This is a genomic window from Pseudomonas sp. S5D5 (assembly GCF_003013355.1).
Classification (GTDB): Bacteria; Pseudomonadota; Gammaproteobacteria; order Pseudomonadales; family Pseudomonadaceae; genus Aquipseudomonas; species Aquipseudomonas aylmerensis.
The window spans coordinates 2967247-2986952 of record NZ_PTEO01000001.1 but is presented as its reverse complement, the minus strand read 5'-3'; the positions used below and the strand labels follow the sequence as shown (position 1 = coordinate 2986952).

Sequence of the window (19706 nt, the reverse complement as noted above, 5' to 3'; positions counted from 1 at the left end):
CTGTGGGAGCAAGCCCCTCCCACCGGTGAGTTCTGCACGATGGACGCTTGTTACTCGGCATACGCCCAGGTCATCCGGAACGACGCCCCGCCCCACTCTGAATCCAATACTTGCACCTGCCCGCCATGCCACTGCGAAACCCGCTGCACCAGCGCCAGGCCGAGGCCGAAGCCACCGGTGCGGCGGTCGCGGCTGGCGTCCAGGCGCATGAACGGCTGGAAGATCTTCGCGCGACCGTCCTCGGGCACACCGGGGCCGTCGTCGCACACGCGCACTTCATAGCCGCTGCCGAACTTGACCAGCGACACTTCGACCCGGCGCTCGGCGTAGCGGATGGCATTGCGCAGCAGGTTGATCACCGCACGTGCCATGAAGCGCGGTTCGATCTGGATAAAGTCCACCTCGCAGGTGCGCAGCGACAGCTGGATGCCAGCCGCCTCGGCCTCCAGCGCCACGCTGCCGATCACGCTGTCGAGCCAGCTGTGGGCCTCGATGCGCTCGCGGGTCACCTGGGTGGCGCCGCGCTCCAGGCTGGCATAGGTGAGCAGTTCGGAGACCATTTCTTCCAGCTCGCCGAGGTCGGCGTACATGTCGGCGATCAACGCGCGGCTCTCGCGCGGGTCGGCCTGTTGCTTGAGCTGGTCGAGCTCGAACGACAGCCGCGCAATCGGCGTGCGCAGCTCGTGGGACACCGCGTTGGTGAGTTCACGTTGATTGGCGATCAGGCTTTCGATGCGTTCGGCCATCTGGTTGAAGTGCCCGGCCAGCTCACGCACGGTGGAGCGTCGCGGCAGCAGGATGCGCGAGCCGAGGTCGTTGTCGCCAAAGCGTTGCGCGGCCAGGCGGATATGCTCCAGGTCCCGCCAGTGCGGGCGCACCCAGAAGTACAGGACGATGGCCAGGCACAACCCGAGAAACCCATAGGCCCACAGGTACAGCCATTTGGGTTCTTCCGGCAGCTTGATTTCCAGCAACTGTGGGCCACCGTCGATGCTGGTGAGGAATTCCCGGAAGTCGCCACGCACCACCAGCAACCCTTCGGCCAGCAGTTGTTGTTCACGCGCGGTCAGCGCCTGGGTGTCTTTGGGCACCAGCTTGAGGCGCAGGCCGTAATGCACTTGCAGCTCGTCCAGCCGGGCCTGGCGCTCGTCCCCGCGCAGTGGCCGTAATTGCTCTACCAGCCCATAGGCCGGACCGCGCAGGGCTTCGCGGTTATAGGTTTCATTGGCCTCGGGCAACAGCTCGTCGAAGGTGTAGTTGACCAGCCAGATCGCCGCCGCCAGGCCGATCGCCAAAATCACATACAGGCGCAGAAACAGCCGCAGCATCTAGACCTCCCACGCAAACGGATTGAACAGATAGCCCTTGCCCCAGATGGTCTTGATGCACACCGGCTCGCGGGGATTGTCATTGAGCTTGCTGCGCAACTTGCTGATGTACACATCGACGCTGCGGTTAAGGCCATCGAAGGCGATGCCGCGCATGCGGTTGAGGATGTCGTCGCGCGAGAGGATCTTGCCGGCGCTGCTGGCCAGCAACCACAGCAGTTCGAACTCCATGGTGGTGAGGTCGACCTGCTCCTCCCCAAGGCTGACCACCCGGCAACTGCGGTCGATCGCCAGCCGCCCGAAGGCGATGGAGCCGCGCACCGTCGGCTCCGGCGCCTGCCGACGCTGCAGCGCGCGCAGGCGTGCGAGCAGCACCGGGGGCTTGATCGGCTTGATCACATAGTCGTCGGCTCCGGACTCCAGGCCGAGGATGTGGTCCAGGTCATCTTCCTTGGCGGTGAGGATCACAATCGGCGTGTCCGACACATTGCGAATCTCGCGGCACACATGCAGGCCGCTCTGCCCCGGCAGCATCAGGTCGAGCACGACGATTTTCGGCTTGAACTCGAGAAACGCCGCCAGGGCTTCATCGCCGCGGTGCACCACGCGCACCTCGAAGCCATGCTGCGACAGAAAGTGCGCGATCAGCCCTGCCAGCTTCTCGTCGTCCTCAACGAGCAGGACCTTGCCCAGACCCAGGTTTTCCATAAGTTCTCAGTGTGCAAAGGCGGATTGAAGAGTGGGCATTATAGGTGGCAAGCTGGGCCTCTGACCCCACTGGTCAACGGCGGCCGACGAAGCTTCATGCTTTTAAGAGTTTTTAACAAATAGCCCGCACTCTTTAACGCCATTCACAGGGAGTTGTATGCGCAAGGATTACCTGGCGTTCTTCGTTTCACTGTTCCTGTCACGGCTGGCAGACCAGATCCTGCTGTTTATCGTGCCGTTGATCGTGTTTCAGACCACCCAGAGTGTGTCGTGGGCCGGGCTGGCGTTTTTCGTCGAGTCACTGCCACGCTTTCTCGCCTTCCCGGTGTGCGGCGCATTGTGTGACAAGTTTTCTCCGGTGCGCATTCTGCATATCAGCCAGGTCTACCGGGCGCTGGCGTGTGGGGTGGCGGTGGCACTGTACGCGGTGTTCGACGGTATTTATTGGATCGTGGGGCTTTCCGCGCTGTGCGGGGTGCTGACCACCCAGGGCATCATGGCCCGCGAAGTGCTGATGCCGCATGTTTTCCAGCAATACAGTTATGCCAAGACCCTCTCCTACTCGCAGATCGCCGACCAGAGCGGCTTGGTGCTGGGGCCGCTGATTGCCGCACTGATGCTGCAAGTGTGGGCCTGGCATTGGGTGGTACTGGGCATCGCCGGCCTGTTTGTGCTGGCGGACCTGGCCATGTGGGCCTGGCAGCGCAGCAATACAGTGACGCTTGCACACCATGCGCAGCACCGGGATATCTGGGTGCAACCGCTGCGTATTGCCTTCGGGCATATCCAGCAGTTGGCGGGGCTCAAGCGCTTGATTGCGCTGACGGTCGGGGTCAACTTGATCATCGGGGTCACGCTGGCCACGTCCGCCGCCATGGTCATCGGTCTCTACGCGGCAGACAAGGATGCCTACGCCCTGCTGCAAGCCGCCGGCGCCCTGGTGACCATCGCGATTCTGTTTTACCTGGCGCGCAGCGCACTGCCACTGAAAGTGCTGGGTGGCCTGTCGTATGTGTTGATCGCCGTCGGCGCATTGATCACCGCCCTCAGCCCGACGCTATGGGCTTACACCCTGGGCTTTTTGCTGGTGATCGGCTTCGACAAGATGTATAGCGTGTACATGCGCAGCGTCCGGCAAAAAGTCATCCCGGTGCAGGACTTCGGCAAGACCGTCGGTGTGATCACCCTGCTCAACAACCTGCCACAACCGTTGGCCGGCCTGGCGGTTGCGCTGCTGGCCAGCCCGTTGGGCACGCAAACGGTGATCCTGCTGCTGACCGCGATCACCGCGTTGATCGGCGTGGCCGTGGCCTCAGGCTGGTACGCCACTGTGAAAGCGGAACTCGATGTCGGGTGACTCGATCAGTTCCTGCTCGGCCGCCCGCACCCGCTCGATCACCTGGGCGATGTCCTTGGCGTCGCCGTACTGGTAGGCCAGCTTGAGGTAACCCTGGAAGTGCCGCGCCTCGCTTTTCAGCAGGCCGAAGTAGAACTTGCCGAGTTCTTCGTCCAAATGCGGCACCAGGGCTTCGAAACGCTCGCAACTGCGCGCTTCGATAAATGCGCCGACCACCAGCGTATCCACCAACTTGACCGGTTCGTGGCTGCGCACCACCTTGCGCAACCCGGAGGCATAACGCCCGGCGTGCAACTGGCGCAGTTCAACCTTGCGCTTTTTCATCAGGCGCATGACTTGTTCGTGGTGCACCAGCTCTTCGCGGGCCAGGCGCGACATCATGTTGATCAGGTCAACATGGCCGTGGTACTTGGCAATCAGGCTGAGGGCGGTGCTGGCGGCCTTGAATTCGCAGTTCTTGTGGTCGATCAGCAGGGTGTCCTGATCGGCCAGCGCGGCCTGGACCCAGGCGTCGGGGGTGCGGCAGCCGAGGAATTCGTGGATTTCGGGCAGGTTCATCGGGCTCACGGGTAAAGGATCACAAAAGGGCGCCGATTATACCGACCGCGCCGCAGACCACCAGCCACCGGCCTTGATGTGCATCAACATGACGTCCGGCGAGCAGCAACTATAGTTGTTCCAGCCCGCCCCTTTTTGGAGATCCCGATCATGCAAGCCATTCGCAGCATCCTGGTGGTCATCGAGCCCGAGCATTCGGAAAGCCTGGCCCTCAAGCGCGCGAAGTTGATCGCCGGGGTCACCGGCGCGCACCTGCACCTGCTGGTGTGCGACCGCAAGCACGAGCACTCGGCGCTGTTGAGCCTGCTTAAATCCTCCCTGCAAGAGGACGGCTACAGCGTCACCACCGAGCAGGCCTGGAATGAGAGCCTGCACGAAACCATCATCGACGTGCAGCAGGCCGAAGGCTGTGGCCTGGTGATCAAGCAGCATTTCCCCGACAGCCCGTTGAAAAAGGCCCTGTTGACCCCGGCAGACTGGAAGTTGCTGCGCTACTGCCCAACGGCCGTGCTGCTGGTCAAGACCGCTACGCCGTGGGCTGGCGGGGTGATCCTGGCCGCAATTGATGTGGGCAACACCGATGGCGAGCACCGTTCGCTGCACAATTCGATCATCGATCATGGCTTTGATATCGCCAGCCTGGCCAAGGCGCAGCTGCATGTGATCAGCGCGCATCCGTCGCCCATGCTGTCGGCGGCGGACCCGACCTTCCAGCTCAAGGAGACCATCGAGGCGCGCTATCGCGAGCAATGCAAGGCTTTCCAGGCTGAGTTCGATGTGGACGATGCGCACCTGCATATCGAGGAAGGCCCGGCGGATGTGCTGATCCCGTTCGCGGCGCATAAATGGCAGGCGGCGGTAACCATCATCGGCACCGTGGCGCGCACCGGGCTTTCCGGGGCGCTGATCGGCAATACGGCGGAGGTGGTGCTGGATGAGGTGGAAAGCGACGTGCTGGTGCTTAAGCCGCAGGAGCTGATGGATCACTTGGAGGAACTGGCCACCCAGGCCTGACACGCAGGCCGGTGCCGGCTGGCTTCAAAGGTGGGAGCTTCATCAGTGCCCAAACGCGTCCTTGAGAAACCCCGGGGCGATATAGCGCTGGTAGTGGGCCTCGGACAAGATAAAGAACTCGCGGTCGATGGCGTCGCGCAAGTCCGGCAGGTTCCAGTCACGAAACTCCGGCAACAGCACCATGCCATAGGCTTCCAGGTTGGAAATCACCCGCGCGCCCCGGGCAATCAACTGATAGGCCCAGCAGTACTCGGACTGGTGCGGCACGAAGCGAATCTTGCGCTGCTCCAGCTGGCCGCGCAGGGTCTTGGGGTCGAAAATCTCCAGTTTGCCGGCCATCACCTGCACCAACAGCTGCTCGAGGCGCAGCCACACTGCCCGTTTTTCTTCTTCGTTATAGCCATTCCACTGGATCACTTCGTGGTGGAAACGCTTGCAGCCACGGCACACGAGATCGCCGTAAACCGTGGAGCACAGGCCGACGCAGGGGGTCTTGATGGTTTGGTTGGACATGGGCAACGACACGCAAATCAGCGAAACAGTGCGCCATGTTAGCCCTTTGTCTAACCTTCATCACCCTGCAAACTTGGCGAGGCAACTTACCTTTAGAAATTTTTTGCCGTAGAATCATCCGGCCTTGTAAGGCGCCAATAATCCGCTGGAAGCTGTTTTCAAAGCGTCACGAGCACAGTCGTTCCTTCAGAACGGTGTTGGCGTGGGTTCGACCCGGTAGGTCAGGACCCCCGCCAACCCTCATCAGCTCCGTTCTGCAGGCGTAAAACTTTGAAAGCAGCTTCTGTGAGGAATGCCGGCAGCGCTGGCTTTGCGGCCCAAAAAGCCCCCGAGCGCATGCGTGCCGATCATTTCTGGATGAGCGTCCCGTGGGACCACTGATGAGGGTAATAACTGTGCTTGAAGCCTACCGCAAACATATCGAAGAGCGTGCCGCCCTGGGTATCGTTCCCCAGCCGCTTAACGCCGAACAAACCGCAGGCCTGGTCGAGCTGCTGAAAAATCCTCCGGCTGGCGAAGAAGAATTCCTCGTTGACCTGATCACCAACCGTATTCCACCAGGTGTTGACGAAGCTGCCTACGTCAAGGCCGGTTTCCTGTCTGCCCTGGCCAAGGGCGAAGCCACTTCCCCCCTGATCAGCAAGCAACGCGCTGTTGAACTGCTTGGCACCATGCAAGGCGGCTACAACATCGTGACGTTGGTCGAGCTGCTGGACGACGCCACCCTGGCACCTGTCGCCGCCGCCCAACTCAAGCACACCCTGTTGATGTTCGATGCGTTCCACGACGTCGCTGAAAAAGCCCGTAACGGCAACGAACACGCCAAGGCCGTAATCCAGTCCTGGGCCGACGGCGAGTGGTTCAAGAACCGTCCGACCCTGGCCGACAAGATCAGCCTGCGCGTGTTCAAGGTCACCGGCGAAACCAACACCGACGACCTGTCCCCTGCCCCGGACGCCTGGTCGCGCCCTGACATCCCGCTGCACGCCCTGGCCATGCTGAAAATGGCTCGCGAAGGCATCGTGCCGGACGAGCAAGGCAAGACCGGCCCGATGAAGCAGATCGAAGAGATGCGCGGCCAAGGCTTCCCGATCGCCTACGTCGGTGACGTGGTCGGTACCGGTTCGTCGCGTAAATCGGCGACCAACTCGGTACTGTGGTTCTTCGGCGACGACGTCCCCTACGTGCCGAACAAGCGCGCTGGCGGCTTCTGCTTCGGCAGCAAGATCGCTCCAATCTTCTACAACACCATGGAAGATGCCGGCGCACTGCCGATCGAATTCGACGTCACCAACATGAACATGGGCGACGTGATCGACCTGTACCCACATGCTGGCAAAGTCACCAAGCACAACAGCGATGAAGTACTGACCACCTTCGAAATGAAGACGCCAGTACTGTTGGACGAAGTCCGTGCCGGCGGTCGTATCCCGCTGATCATCGGCCGTGGCCTGACCGAGAAGGCTCGCGCCGAGCTGGGCCTGCCGCCTTCGACCCTGTTCAAGCTGCCGGAAGCACCGGCTGAAAGCACCAAGGGCTTCACCCTGGCGCAGAAAATGGTCGGCCGTGCCTGCGGCCTGGCAGAAGGCAAAGGCGTTCGTCCTGGCACCTACTGCGAACCGAAGATGACCACCGTGGGCTCCCAGGACACCACCGGTCCAATGACCCGTGACGAACTGAAAGACCTGGCGTGCCTGGGCTTCTCGACCGATCTGGTAATGCAGTCCTTCTGCCACACCGCGGCTTACCCCAAGCCGATCGACGTGACCACCCACCACACCCTGCCTGACTTCATCATGACCCGTGGCGGTGTATCGCTGCGTCCAGGCGACGGCATCATCCACAGCTGGCTGAACCGCATGCTGCTGCCGGACACCGTCGGTACCGGTGGTGACTCCCACACCCGTTTCCCGATGGGCATCTCGTTCCCAGCCGGTTCTGGCCTGGTCGCGTTCGCCGCAGCCACTGGCGTGATGCCACTGGACATGCCGGAATCGATCCTGGTGCGCTTCAAAGGCAAAATGCAACCTGGCATCACCCTGCGTGACCTGGTGCACGCCATTCCTTACTACGCGATCCAGGCCGGCCTGCTGACCGTAGAGAAGAAAGGCAAGAAAAACGCCTTCTCCGGCCGCATCCTGGAGATCGAAGGCCTGAACGACCTGACGCTGGAGCAGGCTTTCGAGCTGTCCGACGCCTCGGCTGAACGTTCGGCTGCCGGTTGCACCATCAAGCTGTCCAAGGACTCCGTCACCGAGTACCTGAACTCCAACATCACCCTGCTGCGCTGGATGATCGGCGAAGGCTACGGCGATGCACGCACCCTGGAACGTCGTGCTCAAGCGATGGAAGCCTGGGTTGCCAACCCGGAGCTGATGGAAGCCGATGCCGACGCCGAATACGCCGAAATCATCGAGATCGACCTGGCCGAAATCAACGAGCCGATCCTCTGCGCACCGAACGACCCGGACGATGCCCGTCTGCTGTCGAGCGTTGCCGGCGAGAAAATCGACGAAGTGTTCATCGGTTCGTGCATGACCAACATCGGTCACTTCCGCGCTGCCGGCAAACTGCTGGAGCAGGTCAAGGGTCAGCTGCCAACCCGTCTGTGGCTGTCGCCGCCGACCAAGATGGACGCTCACCAACTGACCGAAGAAGGCTACTACGGCATCTACGGCAAGGCTGGCGCGCGCATGGAAATGCCGGGCTGCTCGCTGTGCATGGGTAACCAGGCACGTGTAGAACCGAACTCGACCGTGGTGTCGACGTCGACCCGTAACTTCCCGAACCGTCTGGGTGACGGCGCGAACGTCTACCTGGCGTCCGCCGAGCTGGCGGCAGTTGCCTCCACGCTGGGTCGCCTGCCGACGGTTGAAGAGTACATGGGCTACGCAGCGAAACTGGACACCATGGCCAGTGACGTTTACCGCTACCTGAACTTCGACCAGATCGCTGAGTTCCGCAAGATCGCAGCCAGCGCCAACATCCCGGTGATTCAAGCCTAAGGGTGTGTTGACGTAAAAGACGCCGCGTACCGCAAGGTACGCGGCGTTTTTTTTGCAAGCTGCAAGCTTCAAGCTTCAAGCTTCAAGCTTCAAGCTTAGAGCTTAGAGCTTAGAGCTTGTCGCTTGTCGCTTGCAGCTTGTAGCTTGTAGCTTGCAGCTTCTAGCTTGTGCTGGCCTCCAGCGCCAGTTGCACCGCGCCGTCGACGCTCAGGCCGCTGAGCAGCACCTGCGGCGCCAACGCCTCGGGCAGTCCCTGCAGCACCTCGCGGGCGTCATGCCGCACACGGGCCAGCACCAGGCGCTTGCCCTCCCCGCGCACCTGGGCAAAAAAACCTGCCAGTGCTTCGATACTGGTGCCGTCAAGGTCGGGCGACTCTTCCAGGCTCAGCACCACTGCGTCGACTGGAGACTGACGCATCAAGCGCAACGCCGCGCCCAGGATGCGCTCGGCATTCGCGAAAAACAGCGCCTCACTGGGCCGCACGATCAATACCCCGGGCACTGCCACAGCATCGGGATGGTGCAGGCGATCGACAAAGTCGTGGCTGTTGCCCAGGCGCCCGAGCACCTGCAGGTCGGCTGAGGACATCTGGCGCAACATCAGCATCACGCTGATTGCAACCGACACCAGCAAGCCATCCAGCACGCCGAGCACCAGCACGGCCGCCACCGCGCAGACCACCAGCAACCGATCGCGCCGCCAGATGAAATAACGCCCCAGGGGTTGCAGGCTCAAGCCTCGGCCCAAGGCATAGATGACGACGGCCGCCAGCACCGGCTCCGGGGTGAGCGCGACATAGGGCAACACCGTCAGCACAATCACCAGGATCACCAGCGCGGCGAAGATTCCCGCCAAGCGCGAGTAGGCACCGGCCGCCTCGTTGGCCGAAGTCGCCGAGTAACCGGCACCCGCCGGCATGCCGTGGAACAGCCCGGACACCAGGTTGGCCGCACCGAGCGCGAGCAGATCACGGTTGGATGACACCCGGTCGCCATGCTTGAGGGCGAATGAGCTGATGGAACCGTAGGACTCGGCGTACAGGATCATCACCAGCGCAAACGCCAATTCCCCCAGGCGCAGCCAATCGGCGAACGGCAACACCGGCAAATGCCCCAGCTCCAGGCGCAGGTCGATCATGCCGATCAGGGCCACGCCGTGGGCCTGCAGATTCAGGTATTGCCCGGCCGCGATGCCAAGCACCACGACCACCAGCCCGCCAGGCACGCGCGGCATGCGTGCACACACCCAGAGCAGCAGCAACGCCACCCCGGCCACCATGGCCGCCGGCCAGTTCCACTGTGGCAGTTGCTCGAGCAATTGCGGCAGGAAACGGACCAGGTTGTTATCGGTCAGGTGCACGCCCACCACACTCGCCAACTGCTTGAGGATGATGGTCAGCGCCAGGCCGAAGGCAAAGCCACGCAACACCGGCTTGGCGATAAACGAGGTGACGCCGCCGAGCTTGAACAGCCCGGCCAGCAGGAAAAACACGCCGGTGACCAGCACCAGCCCGAACGCCAGGGACAGCCGCAGCGCCGGGTCATCTGCGGCCAGGCTGGACGTTGCGGCCGCCAACACCGCCGCCGAAGACGAGGTGGCCGAGACAATCGCAAAACGGCTGGTGCCGAACAGGCCGTAGCACACCAGGCCGGCGAACAAGGCAATCACCCCGGCCTGGGGCGGCAGCGCGGCGATGCTCGAATAGGCCACGGCTTCCGGCAGCAGCAGGCCGGCAATCGATAAGCCGGCGAGCAGGTCCTGGGTACGGGTGGGCGGCGCAGCCACGGGGGTAGCAGGTTCAGTGTTCAAGCGGCCCGACCATCCTGGCAAATGAGGTGCGTCAGCTTAGCCTGCATTGAGGTTTTTCGAGCGCAAAAAAAAGCCGATTCGCGGTCTGCGCGAATCGGCTTTTTGGCGTGAGTCCCGCGGTCAGGACAGCAGCGAGTAAATCAACGCGGTAATCGCCACCAGGCCGACCGCCGTGACAAACACGTTGGACGCCTGCCCACGGTACTTGGCCATCGCCGGTACCTTGCGGATCGCGTACATCGGCATCAGGAACAGGATCGACGCGATGATCGGGCCGCCCAGGGTCTCGATCATGCCGAGGATGCTCGGGTTGAGCGTGGCGACGATCCAGCACACCACCAGCATGAACGCGGCGGTGATGCGGTCGAGAGTCTTCGCAGCCGGGCGCCGGCCGCTCTTGAGCACCAGGCCCTTGAGGCCTTCGCTGGCACCGATGTAGTGACCGAGGAACGACTTGGCAATCGCCACGAACGCGATCAACGGTGCGGCGAACTCGATGGTCGGGTTGTTGAAGTGGTTGGCCAGGTACGACAGGATCGACAGGTTCTGCGCTTTCGCTTCGGCCAGTTGCGCCGGCGACAGGGTCAGCACGCAGCTGAACACGAAGAACAGCACCATCACCACCATCAACAGGTGCGCGCGGGACAGGATCTGCGAGCTGCGCTCATCGGCGTGGGCACCGTACTGGCGCTTCTGGTCCACCGCGAAGGCCGAGATGATCGGCGAGTGGTTGAACGAAAACACCATCACCGGGATCGCCAGCCACAGCGTATTGAGCAGCGCGGACGGCGCCGGCACCACACTGGCGGTGCTGAGGATGCCGCCCGTCCAGTGAGGGATCAGGTACACCGCCAGGAACAGCAAGGCGACGATAAACGGGTACACCATCAGGCTCATGGCCTTGACGATTACCTGCTCGCCGCACCGCACCACAGCCAGCAGGCCGAGGATCAGCACCAACGACAGGATCGCGCGTGGCGGCGGCATGATGTGCAGTTGATGCTCCATGAAGCTGCCGACGGTGTTGGTCAGCGCCACGCTGTAGATCAGCAGGATCGGGAAGATTGCGAAGAAGTACAGCAAGGTGATCAGCGCACCGGCGCGGATGCCGAAGTGCTCCTCGACCACGTCGGTGATGTCGGAGCCTTCGCGGCCGGACAGTACGAAACGGGTCAGGCCACGGTGGGCAAAGAACGTCATCGGGAAGGCCAGCACCGCCAGGATCACCAGGGGCCAGAAGCCGCCCAGGCCGGCATTGATCGGCAGGAACAAGGTACCGGCGCCAATGGCGGTGCCGAACAGGCCAAGCATCCAGGTGGTGTCCTGGCGGCTCCAGCTTGTGAGGGTTGCAGGTGTCGTTGCATAGCGTTCGTCGACGCTATTGGCCTGATCATTCATCCGGTCGGATCTCCGCATTTACATAGCCGGGACGAGTCAGAAAAACCTGACAGGCAGCGCCCCGACCATAGAAGGGGCGTGATTGTCCGGGATTCTCTTGAATAAGCAAAGACTTAGCTGAGGAACGGTTTGCCGGTGCAGCCGCTCCAGGGCCGCCCTGGGCGATGGTTGCCGGGAATGTTGAAACCGTTTCGAGCGATTGCAGCGTGCTATTCGTGAATGCAGCCAAGTCTTGGCGTATTAACTGGACTCGATGTATTTAGAGAACCTACCTACAACTCAATCAGACACTAACGACTATCTAAATAAAATAACAAGCACACCACCGCGACAATTGTTACATAAGCCTACACAGCCATTGAGTCACCGCCGAACTTGAAACTAATATCGCCCACAGCCGACCCGAAGAAAAACAACAACACCGCTCATTTAAAACAACAGGAGTTCGACCATGCGAAGACTTAACGCTGTATTTACCAGCCTGTTACTCAGCTGTTTTCTCATCCCGCACGCCAGTGCCACAGAACACGTGTTACCTGAAGCGGACATTCACGCGCTGGCGTCTTCGCCGCAATGGCTAACCACCAAAGTCTATATCGAAGGCGAGCCGGACAAGGACGTCAAGGCCAACTACCCCGGCGTCGTTGGCCTATCCATGTGGGACCCACTGCGCAATCGCTATGAGTTCTTCTACACCGACACCGGCCGCTCAAAGCATGCCGATGGCGGCGGCGGATACTTCATGGTCACGGGCGACCGCAAGACGCATATCCTGATCCCGGACCTCGGCCCGAACCGAACCATCGTCAGGCGCCTGGAAAAACTTGATAACAACGAATTCACTTACTCTCGCGAAGTTCCGCGCGACATGATCCCCACACAACCTCCCGTACGCATTTACGTAGTACACGCTCCGTATAAAGGCCCGCTCAAGACAGCCATGTCGAATTAATTAAACATTGATGTTTAGCACTCTTCCAAACAACAAAGAACAAGGTGCCCGACCATGAATAAACGCAACCCTCTTCGTTTGCTGTTAATACCTGCACTGCTGGCCGCCGCGCTGTTGCCCGCTACAGCGACCGTTGCCGCGCCGCCAGAAAAAAATACGGCCATCACTGCCGATAACGCGGTCATGTTGACCGTGTTTCTTAAACACGATCAATCGCGCCCTCTGGGCGAGCTGAAGACGCAACTGGCCAAACAAGCGTTTCACGCCGTATTCCCACCCGCCGGGGTGGAGGTGGTGAGTTGGAACATCACCATGGGCATCGGCCAGGTCGTCGTGCTGCGCCTGCCGGCCTCGCGCCTGGCAGAGGTCAACCTGGCAATCGAAAACAGCGCGTGGGGGGTGTACACCACGGAATTTTTCCCCACCTACAATTTCATGCCCATCGCACAAGCCGAGCAGGACAAGGCGCGACGCAGCGCCCCGCAGTGATCGCCTGAGCGCTGCTGCGCCCCGAATGCGGCCAGGGGCGCAACACGTGCGACCTCCGGGGACTAATACATTCCCGCACAAATCTATTTTAGAATGACGCCCGTTGCTGTAGTTTTCATACAGCACCCGCCATTCTTCCTGTGAGCCCCGCCATGCCTCGCGTCTCCCGCAAACAAGCCGAACTCAACCGTGAAATCATCGTCGAGGCCGCCACGCACCTGTTTCGTGAGCGGGGGTTGCACGGCATCACCCTGTCGGATGTGATGGCCGCGGCCGGCCTGACCCACGGCGGCTTCTACGGCCACTTCGCGTCCAAGGAAGCCTTGGCCACGGAGGCCTGCCAGCAGGCCTTCGAGCACGCGAACCTGGGCTGGCAGGAAAAAATCCGCACCAGCGAAGATCAGCAAGCGGCGCGCCAGGCAGTCCTGGCCCCCTATCTGTCGGCGGCCCACCGCGACAACCCGGGTGACGGCTGCCCGATCTCCGCGTTCACCCCGGATATGTGCCACGAGCCCGCCGACACAGCGCTGCAGCACACGTTCATCGACGGGGTCGAAAAGTCGCTGGAGATCTTTGCCCAGCTTCAGGATGAGGATCGCCAGGCGATGCTGGCGAAATACGCGATGATGATCGGCGCCGTCACTCTCGCCCGTGCGACACGCGGCAATCAGCTGTCGGACGAATTCCTTGAGGCCGTACGAAACACCTTGTTGCCCGTTGACAGCCCCGCGCCTGTCCCAGCATGATCGGGCCATGAACCTGATCGCGCAGCACCTCACCCGTACCACCACCACGACCGCTCAAGGCGGGTCGCGCGGTGGCTGTGGGTGCTTGAACTAAACATCCGCAGATTCAACCCAAGGCCCCGCCAGCAATGGACGGGGCCTTTTTATTGCTCCGCCACCTGGCAATCACAAGGAGCAACACCATGGCTGACGCCCTGCTGATCATCGATATGCAAACCGGCCTGTATGATGGCCCGGAGAAACCCTTCGAACGCGAGCGGGTGCTGGACACCATCAATCAACTGATCCAGCGCGCACGCGCGGCCCATGCGCCGATCTTCGTGGCCCGCCACACCGGTCCGGCGGGTTCTCCAATCGCCGCAGGCAGCCCGTTCTGGCAGCTGTGGCCTGCGCTGGACGTCGATGCGGCCCGCGATCAGCTCTTCGACAAGACTCGCCCGAGTTGCTTCCTGGGCACCGACCTGGCGCAGCAACTGCACGCCGCGCAGGTCAAGCAACTGGTGATCGCCGGGATGAAAACCCAATTCTGCATCGACACCACGTGCCGGGTGGCCGTGGAGCTGGGCTTTGGCGTGGTACTGCCGGAAGACGCGCACACTTGCATGGACACCCCGGTGCTGAAGGCCGAGGCGATTATCGAGCACCACAACGCCACGCTGGCGGGCGCCTTTGTACAGCGGGTGAAAGCGGCCGAGGTCAGTTTCTGAACCGGCACGCGCTCGCCTTCGACCCTGCATTTTTTCTGACGCGGCGAAACGATATTACTTACAAATCGCGCATACTCGTCCCTTCAAACCCTTCAGGAAGAGCGTTCCGATGACCACCACTGTTCTGGTCCTGGTTGAAACCATCAACGAATACCTGCAAATCATCGAGAGCAATGACTTTCATGTGATCCTCGCGCCGACGCCGGCCGAACGTGCCCAGGCCATCAAGGCCCATGGCGGACAGATCAAGGCGGTGCTGACGCGCGGCCCACTGGGGTTGTATGCCGAGGAAATCGCCGCCCTGCCGCTGCTGGAGATCATCTGCGTGATCGGCGCCGGCTACGAACACGTGGACCTGCAGGCCGCGAGCAACCGCGGCATCGTGGTGACCAACGGCGCCGGGGTCAACGCGCCGTCGGTGGCCGACCACGCCATGGCGCTGCTGCTGTCGCTGGTACGCGGCATCCCGCAGAACGACGCGGCGGTGCGGCGCAGCGAGTGGCCCAAGGTGATGCGCCCGTCCCTGGGTGGCAAGCAACTGGGGATTCTCGGGCTCGGCGCCGTAGGCCTGGAAATCGCCAAGCGCGCAGCCCTGGGTTTCGGCATGGAAGTGAGTTACCACAACCGCCAGCCGCGCGATGATGTCGACTACACCTACTGCGCCACCGCAGTAGAGCTGGCGCGCACCTCGGACTTCCTGATCCTGGCCACGCCCGGCGGCGCCAGCACTCGCCACCTGATCGACCGCAATGCCCTCGACGCCCTGGGCCCCAACGGTTACCTGGTGAATATCGGCCGCGGCAGCGTGGTGGTCACCGCCGACCTCGTCGCGGCCCTTGAGCAACGCCGTATCGGCGGCGCCGCGCTGGACGTGTTCGACGACGAGCCGAAGGTGCCCGACGCCCTCAAGCGCCTGAGCAATACCGTGCTCACCTCGCATGTGGCCGGCCTGTCGCCCGAAGCCGCCCACGACACCGTGCAGCGCGTGGCCGACAACCTGGTGGAATACTTTGCCGGCCGCCCGGTGCTCACGCCGGTGACCCTGCCAGCGCCCGAAAAATGACCGATCAGGCACGCTGATTATCGTCCAACACGCTAACCTATTAAGCCGCCCCGACCTTGTCGCTGGGCGGTGGTGCGCATTAGATTAGGAAATAGTCCGAGGCCTTTAGAATAAGCAGAAGGGATAAGCATGGCGCTGAACGACCAATCGACCCAGATTCGCCCAGGCGAAGAACTTGATGCCAGCCTGATCGATCCCTACCTCAAGGCCCATATCCCGGGCCTGAGTGGCACGCCCACGATCAGCCAGTTTCCGGGTGGTGCGTCGAACCTGACCTACCTGCTGGAATACCCAGGCCAGGAATTCGTGCTGCGCCGTCCACCGTTTGGCCACAAAGCCAAGTCCGCCCATGACATGGGCCGCGAATACCGCATTCTCAACCAGCTCAAAGACGGCTTCCCGTATTGCCCCAAGGCCTACGTGCATTGCACCGACGAGGCGGTGATCGGTGCCGAGTTCTACGTGATGGAGCGCGTCAACGGCATCATCCTGCGTTCCGACCTGCCAGCCGAACTGGGCCTGGACGCGACCAGGACCGAGGCACTGTGCAAGAGTTTCATCGACAAGTTCGTCGAACTCCACCAGGTCGACTACAACGCCTGTGGCCTGGCCGACCTCGGCAAACCCGAAGGCTACGTCGAGCGGCAGATCCGTGGCTGGAGCGACCGCTACGAAAAAGCCCTGACCCCCGACGCGCCGAGCTGGGAGAAAGTCCGCGCCTGGCTCAACGACAAGATGCCGGCCGACCACCCGACCTCGAGCATCGTGCACAACGACTACCGCTTCGATAACGTGATCCTCGACCCTCATAACCCGATGCAGATCATCGGCGTGCTGGACTGGGAACTGACCACCCTCGGCGACCCGCTGATGGACCTGGGCAACACCCTCGCCTACTGGATCGAGGCCGGCGACCCGGCGCCCGTGCAACTGATGCGCCGCCAGCCGAGCAATGCCCCCGGCATGCTTACCCGCCGCGAGTTCGTCGATTATTACGCTGAACGCGCCGGGATCCAGATCGACAATTTCGATTTCTACTACACCTACGGCCTGTTCCGCCTGGCCGGCATCGTGCAGCAGATCTACTACCGCTTCTTCCATGGCCAGACTCAGGACAAACGCTTTGCGCAGTTCATCCACATGAACAAGCTGCTGGAGCAGATGAGCCTGAATGTCATCGGCAAATCCGCGCTCTGATTGCACATAACAAGGAATCCCCATGTCCAAGACCAACCTGTTCGACCTCGACGGCAAGATCGCTTTTGTGTCCGGCGCCAGCCGTGGCATCGGTGAGGCCATCGCCAAGTTGCTGGCCCAGCAAGGCGCCCACGTGATCGTCTCCAGCCGCAAGCTGGAGGGCTGCCAACACGTGGCGGACGCGATCATCGCCGACGGCGGCAAGGCCACGGCCATTGCCTGCCACATCGGTGAAATGGAGCAGATCACCCAGGTCTTCGCCGGCATTCGCGAGCAGTTCGGGCGCCTGGATATCCTGGTGAATAACGCCGCCACCAACCCACAGTTCTGCAACGTGCTGGACACCGACCTCGGCGCGTTCCAGAAGACCGTCGACGTGAACATTCGCGGCTACTTCTTCATGTCGGTGGAAGCCGGCAAGCTGATGCGCGAAAACGGTGGCGGCAGCATCATCAACGTGGCGTCGATCAACGGCATTTCGCCGGGCGTGTTCCAGGGCATCTACTCGGTGACCAAGGCCGCCGTGATCAACATGACCAAGGTGTTCGCCAAGGAGTGCGCGGCGTTCGGCATTCGCTGCAACGCCCTGCTGCCGGGCTTGACCGACACCAAGTTCGCCTCGGCGCTGGTGAAAAACGATTCGATCCTGAAGATGGCCCTGGCGCAGATCCCGCTCAAGCGCGTGGCGGCCCCCAGCGAAATGGCCGGCGCGGTGCTGTACCTGGCCAGCGATGCCTCCAGCTACACCACCGGCGTGTCGCTGAATGTGGACGGCGGTTTCCTGTCCTGATCAAGCATTCGGCGGTTGCTGCCGAAAACTCACCGCCAGGCGGTTCCAGCCACTGATGCTGGACACCGCCATGGTCAGGTCCACCAGTTCCTGCTCGCTGAATTCCAGACGCACTGCCGCGAACAGCTCATCTGAAACGCTGGAGGTCGGCAGCGACGCCACCGACTCGCTCCAGGCCAACGCGGCCTTCTCCCGCGCAGTGAAAAACGGCGAATCGCGCCACACGCACAGGGCAAACAGACGTCGCTCAGTCTCACCGCGCTGACGCGCCGCCATCGAATGCATGTCGGTGCAAAACCCACAGTGGTTGAGCTGCGAGACGCGAATCTTGATCAGCTCCAGCAACGACTGTTCGATGGACAGGCCAAAGATCGCTGCCTCCAGCACGAGCATGCCCTTGAGCGCTTGCGGCGAAGCGGTGTAGTAATCCAGACGAGGTTCCATGGGGTGGCTCTCAGGCAGCGAATGCAATCACAACCTAGCCTAGAGCCCTCAAGGCATAAGCCCTATAGCCAATCCGGTGGTTTACGCAGAGACCATTTTGAGCGCGCCCCGCGAGCGAGTAGTCTTGGCGCAGATTGAATGCTCCTGGGTGAAACATGGAACTGCACATCGTGATCCACGGCCGCAAGGATCTGGCCGAACAGTTGTACCAGCAGTTGCGTGAAGCCATCGGTTCCGGACGCCTGGCCGCCGGTGCGCAATTGCCGCCCAGCCGCTTGCTCGCCGAACAATTGGGCGTGTCACGCAAGACCGTCTCGGACACCTACGCGACCCTGACCTACGAAGGCCTGCTGGTCGGCAAGACCGGCCGTGGCACCTTCGTCAACGCCCGCGCACCGCAGACCGAACGCCTGCAAACCGGCGCCGACCTGGCCTGCGCTGCCAACCTGGCGACCTGGCAGGCGCTGCCCTCGCCCATGCGCCACCCCACGCGCGACAGCACCTTGCGCTACGAATTTATCGGCGGCGCCACCAGCCGCCATCAGTTCCCGCAGGATGAATGGCGACGTTGCACCCAGGACGCGCTGCGGCGCATCGCACAGAACAGTGGGTTCTACAGCCAGCCCGAAGGCTTGCCGGCACTGCGCAGTGCCATCGCCGGGCACATTGCGTTTTCACGCGGGGTCAACTGCCGTGACACCGACATCATCGTCACCAATGGCGCGCAGCAGGCCCTGGACCTGATCGCGCGGGTGGTGCTGGAACCGGGCAGCATTGTCGCCATGGAAGACCCCGGCTACAGCCCCGCGCGCCAGTTGTTCATGGCCATGGGCGCGAGCGTCGCGAGTGTGCCGGTGGATGCGCAAGGGATTCAGGTCGAGCAGATCCCGGCCGGCACGCGGCTGATCTACGTCACGCCGTCGCACCAATTCCCGCTGGGCATGCCCATGAGCCTGCCGCGCCGGGAAGCCTTGTTGGCACGGGCGCTGGAGCTGGGCGCGATCATCATCGAGGACGACTACGACAGCGAATTCCGCTACGAAGGCCGCCCCACCGATTCGCTGCAGAGCATGGACACCCGTGGCCTGGTGACTTACGTCGGGACCTTCTCGAAAACCCTGTTGCCGGAGCTGCGCCTGGGTTATGCGGTGCTGCCACCGGCGATCTACGGCGCGGTGCTCAAGGCCAAGCAATTGACCGACCAGCACAGCTCGACCCTGCCCCAGTGGGCGCTGGCCAAGTTCATCAGCGAAGGCTACCTGCTCAAGCACATTCGCCGCTGCCACACGGTGTACGCCGGGCGCCGCGAACGCATCCTGCAACGCCTGGCGGGCGACCTGTCGCCGTGGTTCGAAGCGGTGCCGACCGTGGCCGGGTTCCACATGGCGGCGCTGTGCAAAGTGCCGGTGAATATCGCGCTGCTGATGCAGTTGGCGCGCCAGGTGGAAGTGGGCCTGTACCCGCTCGACGTGTTCTTCCACGACGCGCCGGTACGCCCGGGCCTGATCATCGGTTTTGGGGCGATCGAGACGCTGGACATCGACCCGGCACTGGACAAGGTACGCGACATTCTCCAGCAGATTGGCTAGCGGCTTTTCCGCCGGATTGGACATTGGTGCTGGCGCAA

Annotated in this window: 18 protein-coding genes; 11 read left to right on the top strand and 7 right to left on the bottom strand. The window is 62.1% G+C overall.

Translation table 11 applies throughout. The annotated features are described in order from the left end of the window. Window positions 1-50 precede the first annotated feature (50 nt). Together C9990_RS13965 and C9990_RS13960 are read right to left on the bottom strand one after the other, a co-directional pair. Window positions 51-1328, bottom strand: a complete 1278-nt coding sequence (locus tag C9990_RS13965) for an ATP-binding protein (protein ID WP_106803641.1) — start codon at window positions 1326-1328, stop codon at window positions 51-53. Continuing rightward, the gene (locus tag C9990_RS13960) at window positions 1329-2036 is read right to left on the bottom strand and encodes a response regulator (protein WP_065907949.1); all 708 of its coding nucleotides are present in this window, start codon (window positions 2034-2036) and stop codon (window positions 1329-1331) included. A 157-nt stretch (window positions 2037-2193) separates the two neighbouring features. Here C9990_RS13960 and C9990_RS13955 point away from each other — a divergent pair, with 157 nt between their 5' ends. After that, the gene (locus C9990_RS13955; RefSeq protein WP_106803640.1) at window positions 2194-3393 is read left to right on the top strand and encodes an MFS transporter; all 1200 of its coding nucleotides are present in this window, start codon (window positions 2194-2196) and stop codon (window positions 3391-3393) included. Here the strand turns inward: C9990_RS13955 and C9990_RS13950 are convergent. Further along, entirely contained in the window at window positions 3349-3951 is a 603-nt protein-coding gene (locus C9990_RS13950) for a tRNA-(ms[2]io[6]A)-hydroxylase (protein WP_078048732.1), read from the bottom strand. The two genes, C9990_RS13955 and C9990_RS13950, sit on opposite strands and share 45 nt — an antisense overlap. Window positions 3952-4101: 150 nt before the next feature. On the opposite strand from C9990_RS13950, the gene C9990_RS13945 reads away from it, so the two are divergent. After that, a complete protein-coding gene (locus C9990_RS13945; protein WP_065907943.1) occupies window positions 4102-4965 on the top strand; it encodes a universal stress protein in 864 nt (287 codons plus the stop codon). A gap of 42 nt (window positions 4966-5007) precedes the next feature. On the opposite strand, the gene C9990_RS13940 is transcribed toward C9990_RS13945, so the two are convergent. Next, entirely contained in the window at window positions 5008-5478 is a 471-nt protein-coding gene (locus C9990_RS13940; RefSeq protein WP_065907941.1) for a DUF1289 domain-containing protein, read from the bottom strand. A gap of 395 nt (window positions 5479-5873) precedes the next feature. On the opposite strand from C9990_RS13940, the gene acnB reads away from it, so the two are divergent. Further along, window positions 5874-8483 (top strand): bifunctional aconitate hydratase 2/2-methylisocitrate dehydratase, encoded by a 2610-nt coding sequence (gene acnB / locus C9990_RS13935; protein ID WP_065907939.1) that lies wholly within the window; start codon window positions 5874-5876, stop codon window positions 8481-8483. Between the two features lie 160 nt (window positions 8484-8643). Here acnB and C9990_RS13930 read toward each other — a convergent pair whose 3' ends face one another. Continuing rightward, window positions 8644-10293 carry a SulP family inorganic anion transporter gene (locus tag C9990_RS13930; protein ID WP_256595078.1) on the bottom strand — a complete coding sequence of 550 codons (1650 nt, stop codon included), beginning with the start codon at window positions 10291-10293 and terminating at the stop codon, window positions 8644-8646. Between the two features lie 120 nt (window positions 10294-10413). Beyond that, entirely contained in the window at window positions 10414-11691 is a 1278-nt protein-coding gene (locus C9990_RS13925; protein WP_065907935.1) for a serine/threonine transporter, read from the bottom strand. Window positions 11692-12142: 451 nt separating this feature from the next. Between C9990_RS13925 and C9990_RS13920 the strand changes: the two genes are divergently transcribed. The 7 genes from C9990_RS13920 (at window position 12143) to C9990_RS13890 (ending at window position 17635) form a co-directional block, all read left to right on the top strand. After that, the gene (locus tag C9990_RS13920) at window positions 12143-12643 is read left to right on the top strand and encodes a DUF4822 domain-containing protein (RefSeq protein WP_106803639.1); all 501 of its coding nucleotides are present in this window, start codon (window positions 12143-12145) and stop codon (window positions 12641-12643) included. Window positions 12644-12697: 54 nt separating this feature from the next. Continuing rightward, window positions 12698-13132: a hypothetical protein gene (locus C9990_RS13915; RefSeq protein ID WP_106803638.1), complete on the top strand. Its 435-nt coding sequence runs from the start codon at window positions 12698-12700 to the stop codon at window positions 13130-13132. 152 nt (window positions 13133-13284) lie between these two features. After that, the gene (locus C9990_RS13910) at window positions 13285-13878 is read left to right on the top strand and encodes a TetR/AcrR family transcriptional regulator (protein ID WP_106803637.1); all 594 of its coding nucleotides are present in this window, start codon (window positions 13285-13287) and stop codon (window positions 13876-13878) included. A gap of 182 nt (window positions 13879-14060) precedes the next feature. Further along, window positions 14061-14585, top strand: a complete 525-nt coding sequence (locus C9990_RS13905) for a cysteine hydrolase family protein (RefSeq protein WP_106803636.1) — start codon at window positions 14061-14063, stop codon at window positions 14583-14585. Between the two features lie 109 nt (window positions 14586-14694). Further along, window positions 14695-15648 carry a 2-hydroxyacid dehydrogenase gene (locus tag C9990_RS13900; protein WP_106803635.1) on the top strand — a complete coding sequence of 318 codons (954 nt, stop codon included), beginning with the start codon at window positions 14695-14697 and terminating at the stop codon, window positions 15646-15648. Between the two features lie 129 nt (window positions 15649-15777). Then, window positions 15778-16845: a phosphotransferase family protein gene (locus C9990_RS13895; RefSeq protein ID WP_106803634.1), complete on the top strand. Its 1068-nt coding sequence runs from the start codon at window positions 15778-15780 to the stop codon at window positions 16843-16845. A gap of 22 nt (window positions 16846-16867) precedes the next feature. Further along, the gene (locus C9990_RS13890) at window positions 16868-17635 is read left to right on the top strand and encodes an SDR family oxidoreductase (protein ID WP_003190816.1); all 768 of its coding nucleotides are present in this window, start codon (window positions 16868-16870) and stop codon (window positions 17633-17635) included. Here C9990_RS13890 and C9990_RS13885 read toward each other — a convergent pair whose 3' ends face one another. Continuing rightward, window positions 17636-18079, bottom strand: coding sequence for a carboxymuconolactone decarboxylase family protein (locus C9990_RS13885; RefSeq protein ID WP_065907921.1), 444 nt, complete (start codon window positions 18077-18079; stop codon window positions 17636-17638). A 155-nt stretch (window positions 18080-18234) separates the two neighbouring features. Between C9990_RS13885 and C9990_RS13880 the strand changes: the two genes are divergently transcribed. After that, entirely contained in the window at window positions 18235-19668 is a 1434-nt protein-coding gene (locus C9990_RS13880; RefSeq protein WP_065907920.1) for a PLP-dependent aminotransferase family protein, read from the top strand. The last annotated feature ends 38 nt before the right edge of the window (window positions 19669-19706 follow it).

What these genes read in the sequence shown, in the direction of transcription:
- C9990_RS13955 (WP_106803640.1), top strand. Translation starts at nt 2,194, where the DNA reads ATGCGCAAGGATTACCTGGCGTTCTTCGTTTCACTGTTCCTGTCACGG.
- C9990_RS13915 (WP_106803638.1), top strand. Translation starts at nt 12,698, where the DNA reads ATGAATAAACGCAACCCTCTTCGTTTGCTGTTAATACCTGCACTGCTG.
- C9990_RS13945 (WP_065907943.1), top strand. Translation starts at nt 4,102, where the DNA reads ATGCAAGCCATTCGCAGCATCCTGGTGGTCATCGAGCCCGAGCATTCG.
- C9990_RS13940 (WP_065907941.1), bottom strand. Translation starts at nt 5,478, where the DNA reads ATGTCCAACCAAACCATCAAGACCCCCTGCGTCGGCCTGTGCTCCACG.
- C9990_RS13920 (WP_106803639.1), top strand. Translation starts at nt 12,143, where the DNA reads ATGCGAAGACTTAACGCTGTATTTACCAGCCTGTTACTCAGCTGTTTT.
- C9990_RS13905 (WP_106803636.1), top strand. Translation starts at nt 14,061, where the DNA reads ATGGCTGACGCCCTGCTGATCATCGATATGCAAACCGGCCTGTATGAT.
- C9990_RS13885 (WP_065907921.1), bottom strand. Translation starts at nt 18,079, where the DNA reads ATGGAACCTCGTCTGGATTACTACACCGCTTCGCCGCAAGCGCTCAAG.
- C9990_RS13895 (WP_106803634.1), top strand. Translation starts at nt 15,778, where the DNA reads ATGGCGCTGAACGACCAATCGACCCAGATTCGCCCAGGCGAAGAACTT.
- C9990_RS13960 (WP_065907949.1), bottom strand. Translation starts at nt 2,036, where the DNA reads ATGGAAAACCTGGGTCTGGGCAAGGTCCTGCTCGTTGAGGACGACGAG.
- C9990_RS13880 (WP_065907920.1), top strand. Translation starts at nt 18,235, where the DNA reads ATGGAACTGCACATCGTGATCCACGGCCGCAAGGATCTGGCCGAACAG.
- C9990_RS13900 (WP_106803635.1), top strand. Translation starts at nt 14,695, where the DNA reads ATGACCACCACTGTTCTGGTCCTGGTTGAAACCATCAACGAATACCTG.
- C9990_RS13910 (WP_106803637.1), top strand. Translation starts at nt 13,285, where the DNA reads ATGCCTCGCGTCTCCCGCAAACAAGCCGAACTCAACCGTGAAATCATC.
- C9990_RS13965 (WP_106803641.1), bottom strand. Translation starts at nt 1,328, where the DNA reads ATGCTGCGGCTGTTTCTGCGCCTGTATGTGATTTTGGCGATCGGCCTG.
- C9990_RS13925 (WP_065907935.1), bottom strand. Translation starts at nt 11,691, where the DNA reads ATGAATGATCAGGCCAATAGCGTCGACGAACGCTATGCAACGACACCT.
- C9990_RS13950 (WP_078048732.1), bottom strand. Translation starts at nt 3,951, where the DNA reads ATGAACCTGCCCGAAATCCACGAATTCCTCGGCTGCCGCACCCCCGAC.
- C9990_RS13890 (WP_003190816.1), top strand. Translation starts at nt 16,868, where the DNA reads ATGTCCAAGACCAACCTGTTCGACCTCGACGGCAAGATCGCTTTTGTG.